The organism is Pseudomonas sp. JC1203 (assembly GCF_056175065.1).
Genome location: NZ_JBWCAM010000008.1, coordinates 61,486 through 81,856 on the forward strand (window position 1 = coordinate 61,486; position 20,371 = coordinate 81,856).

Annotated in this window: 26 protein-coding genes; 11 read left to right on the forward strand and 15 right to left on the reverse strand. The window is 63.3% G+C overall.

The window, feature by feature from the left end; all coding sequences use genetic code 11:
* Positions 1–106: 106 nt before the first annotated feature.
* The 8 genes from hisG to AC0SZ7_RS13715 form a co-directional block, all read right to left on the reverse strand.
* On the reverse strand, positions 107–742 hold the full coding sequence (gene hisG, locus AC0SZ7_RS13680; protein WP_027976828.1) for an ATP phosphoribosyltransferase: 636 nt from the start codon (positions 740–742) through the stop codon (positions 107–109).
* Between the two features lie 119 nt (positions 743–861).
* Positions 862–2,127, reverse strand: a complete 1,266-nt coding sequence (gene murA / locus AC0SZ7_RS13685; RefSeq protein WP_027976827.1) for a UDP-N-acetylglucosamine 1-carboxyvinyltransferase — start codon at positions 2,125–2,127, stop codon at positions 862–864.
* Between the two features lie 22 nt (positions 2,128–2,149).
* Positions 2,150–2,389, reverse strand: coding sequence for a BolA family protein (locus AC0SZ7_RS13690; protein ID WP_027976826.1), 240 nt, complete (start codon positions 2,387–2,389; stop codon positions 2,150–2,152).
* Between the two features lie 120 nt (positions 2,390–2,509).
* Positions 2,510–2,815 carry an STAS domain-containing protein gene (locus tag AC0SZ7_RS13695; protein WP_475504910.1) on the reverse strand — a complete coding sequence of 102 codons (306 nt, stop codon included), beginning with the start codon at positions 2,813–2,815 and terminating at the stop codon, positions 2,510–2,512.
* Positions 2,812–3,456 carry an MlaC/ttg2D family ABC transporter substrate-binding protein gene (locus AC0SZ7_RS13700; protein ID WP_475504911.1) on the reverse strand — a complete coding sequence of 215 codons (645 nt, stop codon included), beginning with the start codon at positions 3,454–3,456 and terminating at the stop codon, positions 2,812–2,814. Before AC0SZ7_RS13700 ends, AC0SZ7_RS13695 begins: the two co-directional genes overlap by 4 nt.
* An 11-nt stretch (positions 3,457–3,467) precedes the next feature.
* Positions 3,468–3,935 carry an outer membrane lipid asymmetry maintenance protein MlaD gene (gene mlaD, locus AC0SZ7_RS13705; RefSeq protein ID WP_475504912.1) on the reverse strand — a complete coding sequence of 156 codons (468 nt, stop codon included), beginning with the start codon at positions 3,933–3,935 and terminating at the stop codon, positions 3,468–3,470.
* On the reverse strand, positions 3,935–4,732 hold the full coding sequence (gene mlaE / locus AC0SZ7_RS13710; RefSeq protein ID WP_475504913.1) for a lipid asymmetry maintenance ABC transporter permease subunit MlaE: 798 nt from the start codon (positions 4,730–4,732) through the stop codon (positions 3,935–3,937). The genes mlaD and mlaE overlap by 1 nt, the downstream gene beginning before the upstream one ends.
* Positions 4,732–5,541: an ATP-binding cassette domain-containing protein gene (locus tag AC0SZ7_RS13715; RefSeq protein WP_473004452.1), complete on the reverse strand. Its 810-nt coding sequence runs from the start codon at positions 5,539–5,541 to the stop codon at positions 4,732–4,734. Before AC0SZ7_RS13715 ends, mlaE begins: the two co-directional genes overlap by 1 nt.
* Positions 5,542–5,772: 231 nt before the next feature.
* On the opposite strand from AC0SZ7_RS13715, the gene AC0SZ7_RS13720 reads away from it, so the two are divergent.
* The 10 genes from AC0SZ7_RS13720 to AC0SZ7_RS13765 all read left to right on the forward strand — a co-directional run bounded on the left by AC0SZ7_RS13720 (position 5,773) and on the right by AC0SZ7_RS13765 (position 12,821).
* Positions 5,773–6,747 (forward strand): KpsF/GutQ family sugar-phosphate isomerase, encoded by a 975-nt coding sequence (locus AC0SZ7_RS13720; RefSeq protein WP_475504914.1) that lies wholly within the window; start codon positions 5,773–5,775, stop codon positions 6,745–6,747.
* Positions 6,747–7,271 carry a KdsC family phosphatase gene (locus AC0SZ7_RS13725; RefSeq protein ID WP_475504915.1) on the forward strand — a complete coding sequence of 175 codons (525 nt, stop codon included), beginning with the start codon at positions 6,747–6,749 and terminating at the stop codon, positions 7,269–7,271. Before AC0SZ7_RS13720 ends, AC0SZ7_RS13725 begins: the two co-directional genes overlap by 1 nt.
* Positions 7,272–7,279: 8 nt before the next feature.
* Positions 7,280–7,852 (forward strand): LPS export ABC transporter periplasmic protein LptC, encoded by a 573-nt coding sequence (gene lptC / locus AC0SZ7_RS13730; RefSeq protein ID WP_475504916.1) that lies wholly within the window; start codon positions 7,280–7,282, stop codon positions 7,850–7,852.
* Entirely contained in the window at positions 7,839–8,378 is a 540-nt protein-coding gene (gene lptA / locus AC0SZ7_RS13735) for a lipopolysaccharide transport periplasmic protein LptA (protein WP_416426873.1), read from the forward strand. Before lptC ends, lptA begins: the two co-directional genes overlap by 14 nt.
* Entirely contained in the window at positions 8,378–9,103 is a 726-nt protein-coding gene (gene lptB, locus AC0SZ7_RS13740; protein ID WP_475504917.1) for an LPS export ABC transporter ATP-binding protein, read from the forward strand. Before lptA ends, lptB begins: the two co-directional genes overlap by 1 nt.
* A 172-nt stretch (positions 9,104–9,275) precedes the next feature.
* A complete protein-coding gene (locus tag AC0SZ7_RS13745; RefSeq protein WP_475504918.1) occupies positions 9,276–10,772 on the forward strand; it encodes an RNA polymerase factor sigma-54 in 1,497 nt (498 codons plus the stop codon).
* Between the two features lie 111 nt (positions 10,773–10,883).
* On the forward strand, positions 10,884–11,192 hold the full coding sequence (hpf, locus tag AC0SZ7_RS13750; protein ID WP_416426876.1) for a ribosome hibernation-promoting factor, HPF/YfiA family: 309 nt from the start codon (positions 10,884–10,886) through the stop codon (positions 11,190–11,192).
* Between the two features lie 12 nt (positions 11,193–11,204).
* The gene (gene ptsN, locus AC0SZ7_RS13755; RefSeq protein WP_475504919.1) at positions 11,205–11,669 is read left to right on the forward strand and encodes a PTS IIA-like nitrogen regulatory protein PtsN; all 465 of its coding nucleotides are present in this window, start codon (positions 11,205–11,207) and stop codon (positions 11,667–11,669) included.
* A gap of 2 nt (positions 11,670–11,671) precedes the next feature.
* On the forward strand, positions 11,672–12,529 hold the full coding sequence (gene rapZ, locus AC0SZ7_RS13760; RefSeq protein WP_475504920.1) for an RNase adapter RapZ: 858 nt from the start codon (positions 11,672–11,674) through the stop codon (positions 12,527–12,529).
* Positions 12,530–12,545: 16 nt separating this feature from the next.
* The gene (locus tag AC0SZ7_RS13765; protein ID WP_475504921.1) at positions 12,546–12,821 is read left to right on the forward strand and encodes an HPr family phosphocarrier protein; all 276 of its coding nucleotides are present in this window, start codon (positions 12,546–12,548) and stop codon (positions 12,819–12,821) included.
* A gap of 198 nt (positions 12,822–13,019) precedes the next feature.
* Here AC0SZ7_RS13765 and AC0SZ7_RS13770 read toward each other — a convergent pair whose 3' ends face one another.
* The 5 genes from AC0SZ7_RS13770 to pmbA form a co-directional block, all read right to left on the reverse strand.
* Positions 13,020–13,631: a superoxide dismutase gene (locus tag AC0SZ7_RS13770; RefSeq protein WP_475504922.1), complete on the reverse strand. Its 612-nt coding sequence runs from the start codon at positions 13,629–13,631 to the stop codon at positions 13,020–13,022.
* Between the two features lies 1 nt (position 13,632).
* Positions 13,633–14,064, reverse strand: coding sequence for a hypothetical protein (locus AC0SZ7_RS13775; RefSeq protein ID WP_475504923.1), 432 nt, complete (start codon positions 14,062–14,064; stop codon positions 13,633–13,635).
* A 30-nt stretch (positions 14,065–14,094) separates the two neighbouring features.
* The gene (locus tag AC0SZ7_RS13780; protein WP_475504924.1) at positions 14,095–15,471 is read right to left on the reverse strand and encodes a class II fumarate hydratase; all 1,377 of its coding nucleotides are present in this window, start codon (positions 15,469–15,471) and stop codon (positions 14,095–14,097) included.
* Positions 15,464–15,859 (reverse strand): FagA protein, encoded by a 396-nt coding sequence (locus AC0SZ7_RS13785; RefSeq protein ID WP_475504925.1) that lies wholly within the window; start codon positions 15,857–15,859, stop codon positions 15,464–15,466. Before AC0SZ7_RS13785 ends, AC0SZ7_RS13780 begins: the two co-directional genes overlap by 8 nt.
* A gap of 195 nt (positions 15,860–16,054) precedes the next feature.
* Positions 16,055–17,401: a metalloprotease PmbA gene (gene pmbA / locus AC0SZ7_RS13790; protein WP_475504926.1), complete on the reverse strand. Its 1,347-nt coding sequence runs from the start codon at positions 17,399–17,401 to the stop codon at positions 16,055–16,057.
* Between the two features lie 109 nt (positions 17,402–17,510).
* On the opposite strand from pmbA, the gene yjgA reads away from it, so the two are divergent.
* Positions 17,511–18,032, forward strand: coding sequence for a ribosome biogenesis factor YjgA (gene yjgA, locus AC0SZ7_RS13795; RefSeq protein WP_475504927.1), 522 nt, complete (start codon positions 17,511–17,513; stop codon positions 18,030–18,032).
* A 37-nt stretch (positions 18,033–18,069) separates the two neighbouring features.
* Here yjgA and tldD read toward each other — a convergent pair whose 3' ends face one another.
* Together tldD and AC0SZ7_RS13805 are read right to left on the reverse strand one after the other, a co-directional pair.
* The gene (gene tldD / locus AC0SZ7_RS13800; RefSeq protein ID WP_475504928.1) at positions 18,070–19,512 is read right to left on the reverse strand and encodes a metalloprotease TldD; all 1,443 of its coding nucleotides are present in this window, start codon (positions 19,510–19,512) and stop codon (positions 18,070–18,072) included.
* A gap of 2 nt (positions 19,513–19,514) precedes the next feature.
* Positions 19,515–20,366, reverse strand: a complete 852-nt coding sequence (locus tag AC0SZ7_RS13805) for a carbon-nitrogen hydrolase family protein (RefSeq protein ID WP_475504929.1) — start codon at positions 20,364–20,366, stop codon at positions 19,515–19,517.
* Between the last annotated feature and the right edge of the window lie 5 nt (positions 20,367–20,371).

A 20,371-nucleotide genomic window follows, 5' to 3' on the forward strand; every position in this document is an offset into this window, starting at 1 on the left:
TAGCAAATCTCAGGCGCCGCTAGACTACCAAGCCATCCGCGTGGGCACCTGAGAATTCTGGCTATGACACGGATAGATGGGCGCGGCTCAAGGCCGCGCATGTGGGTCAGTCGTGGTGTCGCGATTCCACCGCTTTGCGCAGGGTGTCGATCAGCGCCTGGATGCGGGCGTGCTGCATCTTCATGGAAGCCTTGTTGACCACCAGGCGCGAGCTGATCGTGGCGATCAGTTCCTGGGGTTCCAGGCCGTTGGCGCGCAGGGTGTTACCGGTGTCGACGACGTCGATGATCTTGTCGGCCAAGCCGATCAGCGGGGCCAGCTCCATGGAGCCGTACAGCTTGATGATGTCGACCTGGCGGCCCTGTTCGGCGTAGTAGCGCTTGGCTACGTTGACGAACTTGGTGGCCACGCGCAGGCGGCCCTTGGGCTCCACCGCACCAATGGCGCCGGCGGTCATCAGCTTGCACTTGGCAATCTGCAGGTCCAGTGGCTCGTACAGGCCCTGGCCGGTGTATTCCATCAGCACGTCCTTGCCCGCCACGCCGAGGTCGGCGGCGCCATGTTCGACATAGGTCGGCACGTCGGTGGCACGCACGATCAGCAGGCGCACGTCGTCCTGGGTCGTGGGGATGATCAGCTTGCGGCTCTTATCCGGATTCTCGGTCGGCACGATGCCGGCCTCTGCCAGCAATGGCAGGGTATCGTCGAGAATGCGGCCCTTGGACAGCGCGATGGTCAACATGGAAAACGTCTTTCCTTAATCAGGATTGTGCCCGGTCGCAAACGGCGCCGGGCCACTGCCAGGCCCACAAGGCCTGGCTGGACAGATTCATGGGGCGCGTCCCTGCGCCCGAAAGCAGGTTAGCCCGGCACGCGACGGATCTTCGCGCCCAGCATCTGCAGTTTTTCCTCGATGCACTCGTAACCACGGTCGATGTGGTAGATGCGGTCGATCAGGGTGTCGCCCTCGGCAACCAGTGCCGAGATTACCAGGCTGGCCGAAGCGCGCAGGTCGGTAGCCATGACTGGCGCGCCCTTGAGCTTCTCGGTGCCGGTGACGATGGCAGTGTTGCCTTCCACCTGGATGTGCGCGCCCATGCGGTGCATTTCATACACGTGCATGAAGCGGTTTTCGAAGATGGTCTCGATGACCGCGCCAGTGCCTTCGGCAATGGCGTTCAGGGAGATGAACTGCGCCTGCATGTCGGTCGGGAAGGCCGGGTACGGCGCGGTGCGCACGTTGACGGCCTTCGGACGCTTGCCATGCATGTTCAGCTCGATCCAGTCCTCGCCCACGGTGATCTCGGCGCCCGATTCCTTCAGTTTCTCGAGTACGGCTTCGAGAATGGTAGGGTCGGTGTCCTTGACCTTCACGCGGCCACCGGTGGCGGCTGCGGCCACCAGGTAGGTGCCGGTCTCGATGCGGTCAGGCATTACCTTGTAGGTAGCCGAATCCAGGCGCTTCACGCCATCAATGGTGATGGTGTCGGTGCCGGCGCCGTGAATCTTGGCACCCATGGCGATCAGGAAGTTGGCCAGGTCGACCACTTCCGGCTCGCGCGCGGCGTTCTGCAGCACGCTGCGGCCGTTGGCCAGGGCTGCGGCCATCATGATGTTCTCGGTACCGGTCACGCTGACGGTATCGAAGAAGAAGTTGGCACCACGCAGGCCGCCTTCAGGCGCCTTGGCCTTGATGTAGCCGCCTTCCACGTCGATGACCGCGCCCATCGCTTCCAGGCCACGGATGTGCAGGTCCACCGGACGCGAGCCGATGGCGCAACCGCCAGGCAGGGCCACTTCGGCTTCACCGAAACGGGCAACCATTGGGCCCAGCACCAGGATCGACGCACGCATGGTTTTCACCAGCTCGTACGGTGCGACCAGAGTCTTGATGGTGCGCGGGTCGATCTCGACCGACAGTTTTTCGTCGATCACAGGCTCGATGCCCATGCGGCCGAACAGCTCGATCATCGTGGTGATGTCGTGCAGGTGCGGCAGGTTGGCCACGGTCACCGGGCCATCGGCCAGCAGTGTTGCGGCCAGGATCGGCAGGGCGGAGTTCTTCGCCCCGGAAATGCGGATTTCGCCATCAAGACGAACGCCGCCAGTAATAATCAGTTTGTCCATAAGAATCTCGACGCCCTCAGGCTCAGGTGCGCTCAGCCCAGGCTGCGCTGCTGAAAAATTTCATTGTGACCGCATGGATGCTGCCATCGACGATCCAGGGATTGAGATGAGCATAGATCTGCTGCTGACGCTTGACCGGGCTCAATGCGGCCAGCTCGTCACTGATCACGTTCAATTGGAAGTTGCAGCCTTCGCCTTCAACTTCGACCTGGACATTTGCCAGCTGTGCTTCAAGGAAGCTCTTAACTTCTACGGCCTGCATGCTCAACCTCGATCGGCGCCCTGTGCGCGCGGGTCGGCCATCATACAAAAAAAGCCCCTCGCCTGCGAACCCTGCTTGCAAGGACTCGGACGGAGGGGCTTGTTCATTGTGCCTGAATGCTCATGCGGCGGACAAAATACCGCTCACCTGGCACACCTCGGCAATTTGCTGCATGTCACGCGGCAGGCCCCGAATGCTCAGGGTCTTGCCGCTGGCAATGGCGTCCCGCTGCAGGCACAGCAGCAGGGACAGGCCCACGCTGCTGGACTTGACCACGCCGGTGCAATCAAGCACCAGCGCGCTGGCTGGGCTTGCCTGCACCAGCTTCTGGCCCTGGTTGCGCAGGGCCTTGCCGGTGCTGTAGTCCAGCACGCCGGTCAACAGCAGCTCGCCGCCAGCACCCTGGCTGATGGCTGCCTGGGTCATTGGGCAGCCTTGTCGGTGTTGGCCTTCTGCTTGGCCTGGGCCACTTCGCCGGCCCAGCCGTCGATGGTCTTGTCCAGGTTGTTGCCGTTGCGCTGCATGGCGTCGGCGAACTGGTCGCGGAACAGCTTGCCAATGTTGATGCCGTTGACGATGACGTTACGCACTTTCCATTCGCCGTTCAGCTTGACCAGGGTGTATTGCACAGGGTAGACGGCGCCATTGTTGCCCTTGACGGTCATGTCGACGCTGGTGCGGTCGCCGCTCTCGTCCTTGGCCGGGCTGACGGTGATGCCCTGGTTGTTGTATTCCAGCAGGGCGTTGCCGTAGAACTGCATCAGGCTGCGCTTGAAGTTTTCTTCAAAGCGCTGGATCTGCGCAGGGCTGGCGCCGCGCGAGTACTTGACGGTCATGATGCTCTTGGAGATGCCGTCGGCATCCACCACCGGGCCGATGATGTTGTTCAGCGCATCGTAGAACTTGTCCGGGCTGGCCTTGTACTGTTCCTTGTTCGCCGCCAGGTCTGCCAGCAGCTCCTTGGTGGTGCGATCCACAAGGTCATGGGCCGATTGGTCGGCAGCGTTGGCCAGCAGCGGCACACAGGCCAGCAGAACCAGCAGGCCACGTCGCAGGATGGACATCATGGAGTAACTCCTCATTTGGCGTCTTTGCTAACGGTATTGAGCAGGAATTTGCCGATCAGGTCTTCCAGTACAAGGGACGACTGGGTGTCGTGAATGGTTCCGCCATCCTTGAGCAGCGTGTCTTCGCCGCCCACGCTCAGGCCGACGTATTTCTCGCCCAGCAGGCCAGCGGTCAGGATAGATGCCGTGGAGTCGGTCGGCAGGTTATTCACTTTCTTGTCGATCTGCATGGTGACGCGGCCGGTGAAGTTGTCCCGGTCCAGGTCAATGGCAGTGACCTTGCCCACGGTGACGCCGGCCATGGTGACCTTGGCGCGCACGGTCAGGCCGGCGATGTTGTCGAAGTTGGCGTACAGCTTGTAGGTGTCGTTGGCGGCGCTGGTGGACAGGCCGCTGACGCGAAGGGCCAGCAGAATCAGTGCCAGAATCCCGGCCAGCAGAAACATGCCGACACCGATTTCCAGGGTGCGGTTTTGCATCAGAAATCTCCAAACATCAAAGCGGTCAGAATAAAGTCCAGGCCCAGGATGGCCAGCGAGGCATACACCACGGTCTTGGTGGTGGCACGGCTGATGCCTTCGGAAGTAGGGTCGCAGTCATAGCCCTGGAACACGGCGATCCACGTCACCACGAACGCGAACACCAGGCTCTTGACCACGCCGTTGAGGACGTCGTCGGTGAAGTTGACACTGTTCTGCATGTTGGCCCAGAACGAACCGTCATACACGCCCAGCCAGTCGATGGCCACCCACGAACCGCCCCAGATACCCACGACGCTGAAGATCATGGCCAGGATAGGCAGGGAAATGAAACCTGCCCACAGGCGCGGCGCGGCGATGTACTTGAGCGGGTCGACGCCGATCATTTCCAGGCTCGACAGCTGCTCGGTGGACTTCATGTTGCCGATTTCAGCAGTCAGCGCGGAACCTGCGCGGCCCGCGAACAGCAAGGCGGTAACCACCGGGCCAAGTTCGCGCAGCAGGGTCAGGGCGACCATCTGCCCCACGGCCTGCTCGGAACCGTACTTGGTGAGGATACTGAAGCCCTGCAGGGCCAGCACCATGCCGATGAACATGCCGGACACGACGATGATCAGCAGCGACATCACGCCAACCGAATACAGTTGCTTGACCAGCAGTTGAAAGCCACCGCCGACGCCGCGGCGGCCGACCAGTGCGTGCATCAGGAACAGCCCGGAGCGCCCCAGCACCGCCACCATGTCGATGGCCGCGCGGCCGAACAGGCGAATGCGTTCCAGTAGTGATTTCTTGCGCATCAGCGCGTCCCCAGAAGATCGGCGCGGTAGTCAGGCGCCGGGAAATGGAAAGGAACCGGCCCGTCGGGGTCGCCTTTCATGAATTGACGGATTCGAGGGTTGTCGGCCGCCATCAGTTCCTGCGGCGTGCCCTGCCCCAGCACCTGGCCGTCACCCACCACATAGATGTAGTCGGCGATGCTGGCGGTTTCGGCCAGGTCATGGGACACCACGATGCTGGTAATGCCCAGGGCATCGTTGAGCAGGCGGATCAGGCGCACCAGCACGCCCATGGCAATGGGGTCCTGGCCGACGAAGGGTTCGTCGTACATGAGGATCTGCGGGTCCATGGCGATGGCGCGGGCCAGGGCCACGCGACGCTTCATGCCGCCGGACAGTTCGTCGGGCATCAGCTCCACGGCGCCGCGCAGGCCAACGGCCTGCAGCTTGAGCAGGACGATGTCGCGGATCATTTCCTCGGGCAGGTCGGTGTGCACCCGCAGCGGGAACGCCACGTTCTCGAACACGTCGAGGTCGGTGAACAGCGCGCCGCTCTGGAACAGCACGCCCATGTGCTTGCGGGCGTCGAACAGGTCGCTGCGCGACAGGGCCGGCAGGTTCTGGCCATTGACCCACACCTCGCCACCGCTTGGGCGCAGCTGTGCACCCATCAGGCGCAGCAGGGTGGTCTTGCCGCAGCCGGAAGGTCCCATGATACCGGTGACCTTGCCTCGTGGAATGCGGATATCGACATTGTTGAAGATACTCCGCGAGCCGCGCTTGAAGGAGACGCCCTTCAGCTCGACCGCGTAGTCATTATCGGCACTCATCTAAACTCCTTGCGATGCAGCCTGTCCTCGGACGCTTTCCCCCGTCGCGAAGACACGCGCGCTTCTGGCGGGCCAACTGGCGGCGAACTATATCACCCCAGACACACGCGCCCCAAGGCTGTTCCAAGGACGATTCAGCAACAAGACATTTAAAGGATGACGATCGAACGTGAGGGTTTCGATCAATACGGCTATAATCGCCGCCTTTTCATCAGGCAATACGTTTCCGACATGAGCCAATCCAGCGACCTGATCCAATCGGCACAGCGCACCATTCGCCTAGAACTCGAGGCGGTCGAGGGCTTGCTGGCCCATATCGACGCCGACTTCGTCCGTGCCTGCGAAATCATTCTCGCCAGCAAGGGCCGTGTCGTGGTGGTGGGCATGGGCAAGTCGGGGCACATCGGCAACAAGATCGCCGCCACCCTGGCCAGCACCGGCACCACGGCGTTCTTCGTGCACCCGGCCGAAGCCAGCCATGGCGACATGGGCATGATCACCCGTGACGACGTGATCCTGGCCCTGTCCAACTCTGGCTCCACCGCCGAGATCGTCACCCTGTTGCCGCTGATCAAGCGCCTGGGCATCCAGCTCATCAGCATGACCGGCAACCCCGACTCGCCGCTGGCCAAGGCTGCCGAGGTCAACCTGGACGCCCGCGTGGCGCACGAGGCCTGCCCGCTGAACCTGGCGCCCACCTCCTCCACCACCGCAGCCCTGGTACTGGGCGACGCCCTGGCCATCGCCCTGCTGGAGGCGCGCGGCTTCACGGCCGAGGACTTCGCCTTCTCGCACCCCGGTGGCGCCCTGGGCCGCCGCCTGCTGCTCAAGGTCGAGAACGTGATGCACGCCGGCACCGAGCTGCCGCAAGTGGTGCGCGGCACGCTGCTGCGCGACGCCCTGATGGAAATGACCCGCAAGGGCCTGGGCATGACTGTCGTGCTTGAAGAAGATGGCCGCCTGGCCGGGATATTCACCGACGGTGACCTGCGCCGCACGCTGGACCGCACCATCGACGTGCACAGCACGCGCATCGAGGAAGTGATGACCCCGCACGGCAAGACCGCCCGCGCCGAGATGCTCGCCGCCGAGGCCCTGAAGATCATGGAGGACCACAAGATCAGCGCGCTGGTGGTCGTCGACAAGCAGGACCGCCCGGTGGGCGCCCTGAACATGCACGACCTGCTGCGCGCCGGAGTAATGTAATGACCCAGGATTTGCTTGAACGCGGCCAGGCCGTGAAATTGGCGGTATTCGACGTCGACGGCGTGCTGACCGACGGCCGCCTGTACTTCTGTGAAGACGGCAGCGAGATCAAGACGTTCAGCACCCTGGACGGCCAGGGCATCAAGATGCTGATCAATTCGGGCGTGACCACGGCGATCATCACCGGGCGCAAGAACCCGATCGTCGAGCGCCGGGCGAAAAGCCTGGGCATTGCGCACCTGTACCAGGGCCGCGAAGACAAATTGGTGGCGCTGGATGACCTTCTGGCACAACTGGGCCTAAGCTATGAGCAGGTAGCCTACCTGGGCGACGACCTGCCCGACCTGGCGCCCATTCGTCGTGTCGGCCTGGGCATGGCCGTGGCCAATGCCGTGCCGTTCGTGCGCGAGCACGCCGCCGGCGTGACCCAGGCCCGTGGCGGCGAAGGCGCCGCCCGCGAGTTCTGCGAGCTGATCCTGCGCGCCCAAGGCAACCTGGAAGCGGCCCTGGCCGCCTATTTATAGAGTTTCCCATGCCGAGCAAAAAACTGCGCAATCTCCTGATGTTCTGTGTCGTCGCGGCGATCTTCGTCTCGGTCGGCTACTGGAACATCAACCCGGACACCTTCCTCGACAAGCCCGCAGCGGCTGTCGACGAAGGCGCCATCGACTATTACGCCATCAACGCCCACGCTGTGCAGTTCCTGCCCGACGGCGGCGTGCAGTACCGCATGACCGGTGACAAGGTCGAGCACCTGCAGGCCAGCCAGGTCACCAAGGTGACCAACCCGGACATGAACCTGTACCGCGGCACCGTGTACCCATGGCACGTGACCAGCGACCACGGCGAAGTGAACCCCGACGGCACCCAGGTGGAGCTGATCGACAACGTACGCGTGGCCCGTACCGACCAGAAAAACCGTCCTACCCTGATTACCACCACACGCATGACGGTATTCCCACAACAACAATATGCGCAGACAGACCGAGACGTTAGAATCGACGGCGCCGGTGGCGTCTCTACGGGCACGGGCATGAAGGCATATTTGAAAGACAGCAAGATCAACTTGCTGTCCAACGTAAGAGGACTGTATGAGGCTCGCTAAAACCCTCCCTTTATTGCTCTCCCTGGGCTCTGCACTGGGGAGCGCTGGCGCCTGGGCACTGCCTACGGATCGCGACCAGCCGATCCACATCCAGTCCGACGACGCACAACTGGACGACAAGCAGGGCGTGGCCGTCTACAAGGGTAATGTGATCATTACCCAGGGCACCATGAAGATCACCGGCAACACCGTGACCATCACCCGCAACGCGCAGGGCGACGTCGACACCTTCACCTCGGTGGGCAACCTGGCCTACTACGAGCAGAAGCCGGCCATCGACAAGCCGATCGTGCAGGGCTACGGCAAGACCATCCAGTACTTCTCGGCGCAGAACCGCATCATCCTGATCGACCAGGCCAAGGTGGTGAACGACGGCAACACGTCCGAAGGCGAAAAAATCGTCTATGACACCGTCAAGCAGGTCGTGAACGCCGGCCGCGCCACAGGCGCCAAGGTCACGCCTCGCCCACGGATCGACATGGTCATCCAGCCGAAAAGCAAAACCGACCAGCAGCAGGGCAAGTAATGGCTATCCTCAAAGCCCAGCACCTGGCCAAGGCCTACAAAGGCCGGCAAGTGGTGCGTGACGTCAGCATGTCCATCGAAAGTGGGCAGATCGTCGGCCTCCTGGGGCCTAACGGCGCCGGCAAGACCACCTGCTTCTACATGATTGTCGGCCTGGTGCAGGCTGACCAGGGCCGCGTGCTGATCGACGACCTGGACGTGAGCCACCAGCCCATGCACGGGCGCGCTCGCTCGGGCATCGGCTACCTGCCGCAGGAAGCTTCGATCTTCCGCAAGCTGTCGGTCTCCGACAACATCATGGCCATCCTGGAAACCCGCCCAGAGCTGGATAAAGCCGCGCGCGTGAAGGAACTGGAAAGCCTGCTGCAGGAATTCCACATCACGCACATCCGCGACAACCTGGGCATGAGCCTGTCGGGTGGTGAGCGTCGCCGGGTGGAAATCGCCCGCGCCCTGGCCACCGCGCCCAAGTTCATCCTGCTGGACGAACCGTTTGCCGGTGTCGACCCGATCTCGGTCGGTGACATCAAGCAGATCATCCACCACCTCAAGAACAAGGGCATCGGCGTGTTGATCACCGACCACAACGTTCGCGAGACGCTGGATATCTGTGAAACCGCTTACATCGTCAACGATGGCCAGCTGATCGCCGAAGGCGACGCCGAGACCATCCTGGCAAACCAACTGGTGAAAGAGGTCTACCTCGGTCACGAGTTCCGCCTGTAATCGGCGAGGTGTTTGGCTTGTTGCCCGGGGCGTGTCGTGAATTAATTGCGGCGTCGCTCTAGGCAAACACTTCGGTTTCAGGCATATAATTTGCTTACGACAAAAGCCGAGAGCCTCGGCGCCCGTAGTGGATGGCGCTTTGCGCCGGCGAATAAGGTGTTAAGCCCCTGCCATGAAACCATCGCTCGTCCTAAGAATGGGCCAGCAACTGACGATGACACCGCAGTTGCAACAGGCCATCCGCCTCCTCCAGCTCTCCACCCTGGACCTCCAGCAGGAAATCCAGGAGGCCCTGGAATCCAACCCGATGCTCGAGCGCCAGGAAGAAGGCGACGACTTCGACAACAGTGACCCCATGGCCGACAAGGCCGAACAACAGGTCACGCCGGAAATCCAGGAACCGAGCTACCAGGAAACCTCGGCCCCCACCGTCGACAACCTCGAGGACGGTGAATGGAGCGAACGCATTCCCAATGAGCTTCCGGTGGACACCGCCTGGGAAGACATCTACCAGACCAGCGCCAGCAGCCTGCCCAGCAACGATGATGACGAATGGGACTTCACCACCCGCACGTCGGCCGGCGAGAGCCTGCAAAGCCACCTGCTGTGGCAATTGAACCTGGCGCCCATGTCCGACACCGATCGCCTGATCGCGGTCACCCTGATCGACTGCATCAACAACCAGGGTTACCTGGACGAGACGCTGCAGGAAGTCTGCGATTCCTTCGACCCGGAACTGGACATCGAGCTGGACGAAGTGGAAGCCGTGCTGCACCGCATCCAGCAGTTCGAGCCCGCCGGCATCGGCGCCCGCGACCTGAGCGAGTGCCTGCTGCTGCAACTGCGCCAACTGCCCGCCCGCACGCCGTGGCTCAGCGAAGCCCAGCGCCTGGTGGCCGACTACATCGACCTGTTGGGCAGCCGCGACTACAGCCAGCTGATGCGCCGCATGAAGCTCAAGGAAGACGAGCTGCGCCAGGTCATCGAGCTGGTGCAAAGCCTCAACCCGCGCCCCGGCTCGCAGATCGAATCCAGCGAAGCCGAGTACGTGGTGCCCGACGTGATCGTGCGCAAGGACAACGAGCGCTGGCTGGTGGAGCTGAACCAGGAAGCCGTGCCGCGCCTGCGCGTCAACCCGCAGTACGCAGGCTTCGTGCGCCGCGCCGACACCAGTGCCGACAACACCTTCATGCGCAACCAGCTGCAGGAAGCGCGCTGGTTCATCAAGAGCCTGCAAAGCCGCAACGAGACGCTGATGAAGGTCGCCAGCCAGATCGTCGAGCACCAGCGCGGTTTCCTCGATTACGGCGACGAGGCCATGAAGCCGCTGGTGCTGCACGATATTGCCGAGGCGGTGGGTATGCACGAGTCGACCATCTCGCGGGTGACCACGCAGAAATACATGCACACCCCGCGTGGCATATACGAGCTGAAATACTTTTTCTCCAGCCACGTCAGCACCTCCGAGGGCGGTGAATGCTCGTCCACGGCGATCCGCGCGATCATCAAGAAACTGGTTGCCGCCGAAAATCAGAAAAAGCCATTGAGTGACAGCAAGATCGCTGGTTTACTGGAGGCACAAGGCATCCAGGTAGCCCGCCGCACTGTCGCAAAATACCGCGAATCCCTAGGAATCGCGCCGTCCAGCGAACGCAAGCGGCTGATGTGAATCCTGGCAGCGCCAACGCGCTGCCAGTGGGCTTGCCGGATGTGCCACAGCGTTCCAGTGGCAGGTTAACCAACCTGTCTCTTTATGCACTGGCAATAAGGAGAAAGCGGTATGCAAGTCAACATCAGTGGACATCAACTGGTTGTGACCGACGCCATGCGCACTTACATCGGCGAGAAACTCGACCGATTGGAGCGCCATTTCGACAAGATCACCAACGTGCAGGTCATCATGGAGGTCGAGAAGCTGAAACAGAAAATCGAGGCCACCCTGCGCGTACCCGGTGGCGAGGTTGTGGCAAACGCGGAACATGACGACATGTACGCGGCCATCGACCTGCTGACCGACAAGCTCGACCGCCAACTCAAAAAGCATAAGGAAAAACAGCAAAGTCTGCTGCAAGGCCAGACCGCCCGCTGACACTCCCCCCTCATGATCCGACTTGAAAATATCCTGCCCCCCGGCCGTTCCCTCGTGAACGTGCCGGGCGGCAGTAAAAAGAAAGTAATCGAGACAATCGCCGCACTGATCGCCCGGGACGTCCCCGGCCTTGGTGAGGAAGTTGTGCGCGACAGCCTGTTTGCCCGTGAAAAACTCGGTTCGACCGGTTTCGGCAACGGCATTGCCATCCCCCATTGCCGCCTGGCCGGCTGCACCACGCCGATCAGTGCCCTGCTGCACCTGGAGAACAAGATCGACTACGACGCCATCGACGGCGCGCCGGTCGACCTGGTCTTCGTGCTTCTGGTCCCTCAGGAAGCCACCAACGAACACCTGGCGTTGCTGAGCCAGATCGCCGGCATGCTCGACCGCGCCGATGTGCGCGAACGCCTGCGCTCGGCTAAAAACAGCGAAAGCCTCTACCAAGTCGTGCTGGACGAACAGAAAGGTCATTGACCATGCGCCTGATCATCGTCAGCGGCCGTTCCGGCTCGGGTAAAAGCACCGCGCTGGACGTGCTGGAAGACAACGGTTTCTATTGCATCGACAACCTGCCCGCCGGCCTGCTGCCGGAACTGGCCGAGCGTGCGTTGATCCGCACCGAGCTGGCCCAGCCGCTGGTGGCCGTGTCGATCGACGCCCGCAACCTGCCCAGCGACCTGTCGCGCTTCCCGCAGCTGTTGCAGGAAGCCCGTGACAAGCACATCCAGTGCGACGTGCTGTACCTGGACGCCGACGAAGAAACCCTGCTCAAGCGCTTCTCCGAAACCCGCCGCCGCCACCCGCTGAGCAACGCCAGCCGCTCGCTGGCCGAAGCTATCCGGGTGGAAACCAGCCTGCTCAGCCCTATCGCTGACCTGGCTGACCTGAAGATCAACACCACCCACCTGAACCTGTACCAGCTGCGCGACTCGCTCAAGCTGCGGCTGCTGAACAAGCCGGAGCCGGGCACGGCATTCCTGGTCGAGTCCTTCGGGTTCAAGCGCGGCATGCCGGTGGACGCCGACCTGGTGTTCGACGTGCGCTGCCTGCCCAACCCCTACTGGAAGCCGGAACTTCGCGACCATTCGGGGCTCGAACAGCCGGTCATCGACTACCTGGCCGCACAGCCGGACGTCGAGGAAATGTACCAGGACATCGCCACCTATCTGCAAAAGTGGTTGCCGCGCTTCGCTGCCAGCAACCGCGCCTACGTCACCATTGCCATCGGCTGCACCGGCGGGCACCATCGCTCGGTCTACCTGACCGAACGCCTTGGCCAGGCCCTGCAGCAGACGCTCAAGAATGTCCAGGTTCGCCACCGCGACCTCAGCTGAAAGGATCCCCACCGCGATGCCTGCTCGTGAAATCGAAATCATCAACAAGCTTGGCCTGCACGCCCGCGCGGCTGCCAAGTTCGTCGGCGTCGCCGGTCGCTTTGGCAATTGCCAGGTTCGCATCGGCCGCAACGCCGACAGCCTGATCGACGGCAAGAGCATCATGGCCGTCATGATGCTGGCCGCCGGCAAGGGCACCCAGGTGTACCTGTCCACCGAGGGCGAAGAGCAGGAAGAAGCCATGGCGGCGATTGTCGAACTGATCAACAACAAGTTCGACGAAGGCGAATGACCGCCCTGCCCCACCCAACAAAAAGCCCGGCCAAGTGCCGGGCTTTTTGTTGGCTGCCGCAAGGGCCGCCGCTACAGGTGATACGTGTTCAAATCGGCGCGAAACGCGCCAGGGCTTCGGCGATGATGATGGCAGCGCCCGCCAACAGCAGGGCACTGCCCAGGAGCAGCCGCAGCCGGGTCAGCAGCAGGCGCCGATTCAAGCCAGCGCTGCCTTGTAGCGCCGCTCTACTTCGGCCCAGTTGACCACGTTGTAGAAAGCGTTGATGTATTCAGGGCGACGGTTCTGGTACTTCAGATAGTAGGCGTGCTCCCACACGTCCAGGCCCAGAATCGGCGTATTGCCGTTCATCAGTGGGCTGTCCTGGTTGCCGCTGCTTTCCACTACCAACTGCTTCTGCGGGGTCACGCTCAGCCATGCCCAGCCACTGCCGAAGCGGGTCAGCGCCGCCTTGGTGAAGGCATCCTTGAAGGCGTCGAAACCGCCCAGTTGCTTGTCGATGGCTTCAGCCACGCTGCCTTGGGGCAAGCCGCCGCCCTTGGGCGCCATCACTTCCCAGAACAGCGAGTGGTTGGCGTGGCCGCCGCCCTGGTTGACCACCGCCGGCTGCAGTTTCTCGGGCAACTGCTTGACGCTGCCTACCAGCTTTTCAATAGGCCATTCGGCGTACTCGGTGCCTTCCACGGCGGCATTGAGGTTATTGATGTAGGTCTGGTGGTGCTTGGTGTAGTGGATTTCCATGGTGGCCGCATCAATGTGCGGCTCCAGGGCATCGTAGGCGTAAGGCAGCGCAGGCAAGGTATAGGGCATTTCAATGGACTCCGTGTTGGGGGGCCGCGCGGCCCCGGGGTTCCTGGCCGAACAACAGCCGGCTGGTGCGCGGGTATTCGCCGTATTCGCTGATGAAGGCCAGCAACTCGGCGTAGGTCTTGCTGCTGTGGCGCAGCGCTGCCTCACGCAGCGCCGGGGTAAGACGTGGGTCCTGGGCGGCCTGCAGCAGGCGCTGGTGAATGGCGCAGAGGTACTCGGCGCTCTCCTCCGGCTGCATCAGCCGCAGGTGCAGGTCGGCCAGGTTGTGATGGGAAATCACGCACGCCGCCACCGCTTCGTCGACATCCGCCCAGCGTTCGAACAGCACCTGGGCCAGTGCGAGCGCCTGCAGGTACAACTCCCGCGCGTCTACCAGTTCACCGCGGGCAAAACAGGCGTTGGCCATTTCGATGGTGCGTTTCCAATGCTGCATGGTGTGCCTCCGAAGCGATAGAACAGCGGCTCAGATGCCGCCGGCGGTGAGCTTTTCCGGGTCCAGCAGGGTTTCCAGCTGGCTGCGTGACAGGTCCGTGTGCTCCAGCGCCACATCAATGATCGGGCGGCCTTCCTTGTAGGCGGTCTTGGCGATTTCGGCGGCCTTCTGGTAGCCGATGATCGGGTTCAGCGCGGTGACCAGGATAGGGTTGCGCGACAGCGCCTCCTTGAGCTTGGCCTCGTTGACCTTGAAGCTGGCAATAGCCTTGTCGGCCAGCAGGCGGCTGGCGTTGGCCATCAGCTCGATGCTCGACAACAGGTTCTGCGCGACGATGGGCAGCATCACGTTGAGCTCGAAATTGCCCGATTGGCCGGCGATGGCGATGGTGGTGTCATTGCCGATGACCTGTGCCGCAACCATGGCGGTGGCCTCAGGGATTACCGGGTTGACCTTGCCCGGCATGATCGAGGAGCCCGGCTGCAGGCCTTCCAGCTCGATCTCGCCCAGGCCTGCCAGCGGGCCGGAGTTCATCCAGCGCAGGTCGTTGGCGATTTTCATCAGCGACACAGCGGCGCCTTTCAGCTGGCCGGACACGGCCACGGCGGTGTCCTGGGAGCCGATCAGGGCGAACAGGTTCTGCCCTTGAGTGAACTCCACGCCGGTCAGCAGGCTCAGCTGGTGGCTGAAACGCTTGGCGAACTGCGGGTGGGCGTTGATCCCTGTGCCCACCGCAGTGCCGCCCTGCGCCAGCGACTGCAGGCTTGGCAGCAGGCCGCGCAAGTGGCCGATGTTGGCGCGGATCTGCGCCGCCCAGCCATTGAGCACCTGGCTCATGCGCACGGGCATGGCGTCCATCAAGTGAGTGCGGCCGGTCTTGACATAGGCGTGCACCTGCTCGGCTTTTTGCTCGATCACCTGCACCAAGTGCTCCAGCGCCGGCAGCAGTTGCTCATGCAGGGCCAGGGCGGCGCTGACGTGGATGGTGGTGGGGATGATGTCGTTGCTGCTCTGGCCACAGTTGACGTGGTCGTTGGCGTTGACGGCGTCGCCCAGGCGGCGGGTGGCCAGGGTGGCGATCACCTCGTTGGCGTTCATGTTCGAACTGGTGCCCGAGCCGGTCTGGAAAATGTCCACCGGGAAGTGCTGCATGAAATCTTCAGCCAGCAGTTGCTGGCAGGCCTGGACGATGGCCTCGCCCTGGGCGGCGCTGATCTGCTCGAGCTCGACGTTGGCCTTGGCTGCGGCGGCCTTGGCCAGCACCAGCGCACGAATGAACTGCGTGGGCATGGGCTGCCCGCTGATCGGGAAATTGTTTACCGCGCGCTGGGTCTGGGCACCGTACAGGGCCGCCTCCGGCACCTGCAGTTCGCCCATGCTGTCACGCTCGATTCGGGTATTACTCATCGGGATGTCCTTGCAGCAGATCGGAAAAGGAAATCGATGGCAGCAGCGTGCACACGGCCAGTTGCCGGCCATGCTGATGCCACAGTTGCAGGTGTTCGGGGCTGCGCGCCGCCAGGCGCATATCGCGCAGCGGGCGGTAGGCCTGGTCCAGGCACAGACAGCGCCAGTGCCACGGCAGGGCCGGGTCGGCGGCGGTGTCGAGCAGCAGGCGGAAGCAGGTACGGGCCACGGTCCAGGCGGAGGCTGCGCCACAGCTGATGAGGAAACGGCCCTCTGCCATGTAGTCCTCGATGATGCGCGGGTCATTCGGCGTCAATGCGCAGCGGATCTGCCGGCTTAACCAGCGCCAGTTTTCCAGGTAGGACTGCTCTTGAACGGCGGACTTCATCGACGCGGCCTCATAGCGATAATGATATTTATTATTAATTGATATTGAGAATCAAAACAAGCACAAACAAAAAAGGCGTGACGCCCGAAAGCGTCACGCCTTTTCTCGAATCCCCGTAGCAGCTGCCGAAGGCTGCGTCCTGGCATTACACCGCGCTGCCTGTGGACGCGGCCTGGCGGCCGCTGCTACACGGGACTAGCTGCCGGCCACGGTCATGCGCTCGATCAGCACGGAACCGGTGCGCACGTTGCTGCGCAGCTCCAGGTCGCTGCCAACGGCGACGATCTGGCGGAACATGTCCTTCATGTTGCCGGCAATGGTCACTTCCTGCACCGGGAACTGGATCTCGCCGTTTTCCACCCAGAAGCCTGCGGCACCACGGGAGTAGTCACCCGTCACCATGTTCAAGCCCTGGCCCATCAACTCGGTCACCAGCAGGCCACGGCCCATCTGCTTGATCAGCGCGGCCTGGTCCTGGTCGCCATGGGTGACGAACAGGTTGTGCACGCCGCCGGCGTTGGCCGTGCTTGGCATACCCAGCTTGCGGCCCGAGTAGGTGCTGAGTACGTAGGACACCAGGCGGCCGTTTTCGACGAACGGTTTGGCGTAGGTCGCCAGGCCGTCACCGTCGAACGCCGCGCTACCCAAGGCGCGCTGCAGGTGCGGGCGCTCGTCCAGGGTTAACCACTCGGGGAACAGGGTCTGGCCCATGGCGCCTTCCAGGAACGACGACTTGCGGTACAGGTTGCCGCCACTCACCGCCGACAGGAAGCTGCCGAACAGCCCGCCCGCCAGCTCGGCGCTGAACAGCACCGGCACTTCGCAGGTAGGCACCGGGCGCGCACCCAGGCGACCAGCGGCACGTTGCGCCGCGCGTTGGCCGATCAGCGCAGGATCTTGCAGCAACTCGCCCTGGCGGTTGACGTCGTACCAGTAGTCGCGCTGCATCTGGCCGTCGGCCTCGGCAATCATCACGCAGCTGAGGCTGTGGCGGGTCGAGGCGTAGCCACCGATGAAGCCGTGGCTGTTGCCGTACACGCGGCAGCCCTGGTGGCTGCTCAGGGTGGTGCCATCGGCATTGAGAATGCGGGGATCAGCGTCGAACGCCGCGGCTTCGCACGCCAAGGCGCGCTCGATGGCCTGCTCGGGGCTGATGTCCCAGGCGTGGAACAGGTCGAAGTCCGGCTGCTCGCGCGCCATCAGGGCTGCGTCGGCAAGGCCCGAGGCTTCATCCTCGGAGGTGTGCTTGGCAATGGCCAGGGCCGCCGCCACGGTTTCGCGAATGGCGTCCGGGCCGCTGGCCGAGGTGCTGGCCGAGCCTTTGCGCTGGCCCACGTACAGGGTGATGCCAAAGCCCTGGTCGCGGTTGAACTCCACGGTTTCCACTTCACGCTGGCGCACCGAGGTCGACAGCCCCTGCTCCAGCGACACCGCCACTTCACAGGCGCTGGCGCCCTGGCGCTTGGCTTCGGCGACGATCTGCTCGACCTGTTCCTGCAGGGCCGGCAGTGCCGCGGGACCGACGCTTTGAATTGCGTTCATGGTGTTCTCCACTCAAAATCTGCTGTCATCAGGGGGTCAAGCTACGACCGGGCCGGACAAGCGGCCCCTGACTGGTTATCATGGCGGCGTTTATTAGCGGACTGCCCCCATGGTTGATTCTTACGACGACTCCCTCGACGAGGGAAAAAGCAAAACTCAGGTCAAACGCGAGCTGCACGCGCTGGTTGACCTCGGTGAGCGCCTGACCACACTCAAGGCCGATGTATTGGCCAAGTTGCCCCTGACCGACGGTTTGCGCCGTGCCCTGGCCGAAGCGCCAAAGCACACGGCCAACATCGCGCGCAAGCGGCACATCCTGTTCATTGGCCGGCTGATGCGCGACCAGGACACTGATGCGATCCTGCAACTGCTCGATCAACTCGATGCCTCCACGCGCCAGTACAACGAACGTTTCCACAACCTGGAGCGCTGGCGCGACCGTCTGGTCTCGGGCACTGACGAGGTACTGGAGAAGTTCGTCGGCGAATACCCCGACGCTGACCGCCAGCACCTGCGCCAGCTGATCCGCCAGGCCCAGCACGAGACCGCGCAGAACAAACCGCCAGCGGCCACGCGTAAAATCTTCAAGTACATCCGCGAGCTGGACGAAGTGCAGCGCGGCTTGCGCTGACTGCTTGTGGGAGCTGGCATGCCAGCTCCCAGCTTCTTCAAGCCCCGGTACCGCCCACGGTAATCGCGTCAATCTTCAGCGTCGGCTGGCCAACGCCCACCGGCACCGACTGCCCGTCCTTCCCGCACGTCCCCACGCCACTGTCCAGCGACAGGTCGTTGCCCACCATCGACACCTTGCTCATGGCCTCCGGCCCGTTGCCGATCAGCGTCGCGCCTTTCACCGGGGCGGTGATCTTGCCGTCCTCGATCAAATACGCCTCGCTGGTGGAGAACACGAACTTGCCGCTGGTGATGTCCACCTGGCCACCGCCCAGGTTGGCGCAGTAGATGCCGCGTTTCACCGAGGCAATGATTTCCGCCGGGTCACTCTGGCCGCCCAGCATGTAGGTGTTGGTCATGCGCGGCATGGGCAGGTGCGCGTAGGATTCGCGACGGCCGTTGCCGGTGGCAGCCATGCCCATCAGGCGCGCGTTGAGCTTGTCCTGCATGTAGCCGGTGAGCACGCCATTCTCGATCAGCGTGGTGCACTGGGTAGGCGTGCCTTCGTCGTCGACGCTCAGCGAGCCACGGCGGCCAGCCAGGGTGCCGTCATCGACGATGGTGCACAGCTTGGAGGCGACCATTTCGCCCAGGCGGCCGCTGTAGTTGGAGCTGCCCTTGCGGTTGAAGTCGCCTTCCAGGCCATGGCCCACGGCTTCGTGCAGCAGCACACCGGACCAACCCGAGCCCAGTACCACCGGCAAGGTGCCAGCAGGTGCGGGAATCGCTTCCAGGTTCACCAGCGCCTGGCGCAGGGCCTCGCGGGCGTAGCCCATGGCGCGGTCGTCCTGCAGGAAGTAGCGGTAGTCGGTGCGCCCACCGCCACCATGGCCGCCACGCTCGCGACGGCCGTTCTGCTCGACGATGACGCTGACGTTGAAACGCACCAGCGGCCGTATGTCGGCGGCCAGGCTGCCGTCGGCGGCGGCCACCAGGATGCGCTCCCACACGCCGGCCATGCTCACGCTGACCTGCTGGATGCGCGGGTCAAGGGCACGGGTGGCGACGTCGATGCGCTTCAGCAGCTCTACTTTTTCAGCGCGGCTCAGCACGTCCAGGGGGTTGTCCGGCGCGTACAGCTGGGCCACGTCCTGGCTGGTGAACGCCTGCACGCGGCCGTTCTGGCCGGCGCGGGAGATCGAGCGGGCGGCGCGGGCCGCCTGCAACAAGGCGTCCTGGTTGATGGTGTTGCTGTAGGCAAAGCCGGTCTTCTCGCCGGACTGGGCACGCACGCCCACGCCCTGGTCGAGGTTGAAGCTGCCTTCCTTGACGATGCCGTCTTCCAGCGACCACGACTCGGAAATCTGCCCCTGGAAATACAGGTCGGCAGCGTCGATGCCCGGCCCCGCGAGTTCGCCCAGCACCGACTGCAGGCTGTCCAGGGTCAAGCCGCCGGGGGCCAGCAGGTGTTCGCTGACGGTGGATAACATCTCGCTCATAATCACTCCGCGATAGACGCAGGCCGCGTGGCGCCCTGCGAGAAAAAGCGCCGGTGACTGGCCACCGGCATCCGCGCCCGTATGGACGCCTGTTCGCTGCTGTCCCGTTCGGCCAGCAGCACGGCTTCGCCTTGATCACGCTGGGCGACGATGCGCCCCCAGGGATCGACGATGGCCGCGTGCCCGTAGGTCTCGCGCGGCCCTGGATGTGTTCCGCCCTGGGCCGCCGCCAGCACGTAGCATTGGGTTTCAATGGCGCGCGCCCGGATCAATACGTCCCAGTGCGCTGCGCCGGTCACTGCGGTAAACGCCGACGGTGCGGTAATCAGTTCGGCGCCGGCCTTGCGCAGTTCGCTGTACAGCTCGGGGAAGCGCAGGTCGTAGCACACACTCAAGCCGAGGCGCCCCACCGGCGTGTCGGCTACCACCACCTCCTGCCCATGAGCATAGTCGTCCGACTCACGGTAGCGGCCGCGGCTGTCAGCCACGTCCACATCGAACAGGTGCAGTTTGTCGTAGCGCGCCACTTCCTGCCCCTGGTCGTCGATCAGCAACGAACAGGCGCGCACCTTGGCGTCCGGCTGCCCCTGCGGGGGCAACGGCAGCGTGCCGGCCACTATCCATAAGTTGAGGTCGCGGGCCGCCTGTTTCAACCATGGCAGCACCGGCCCCCGACCAAGGGCTTCGTTGCGGCCCAGTTCTGCGCTGTCGCGACGGCCAAGGGCGGAGAAGTTTTCCGGCAGCACCGCAAGCTTCGCCCCACCGGCTGCCGCCTGTTCCAACAGGCGACGGGCGCTGGCCAGGTTGGCCAGCACGTCGCTCTGGCTGACCATCTGAATCACTGCCAAAGACATGGGGA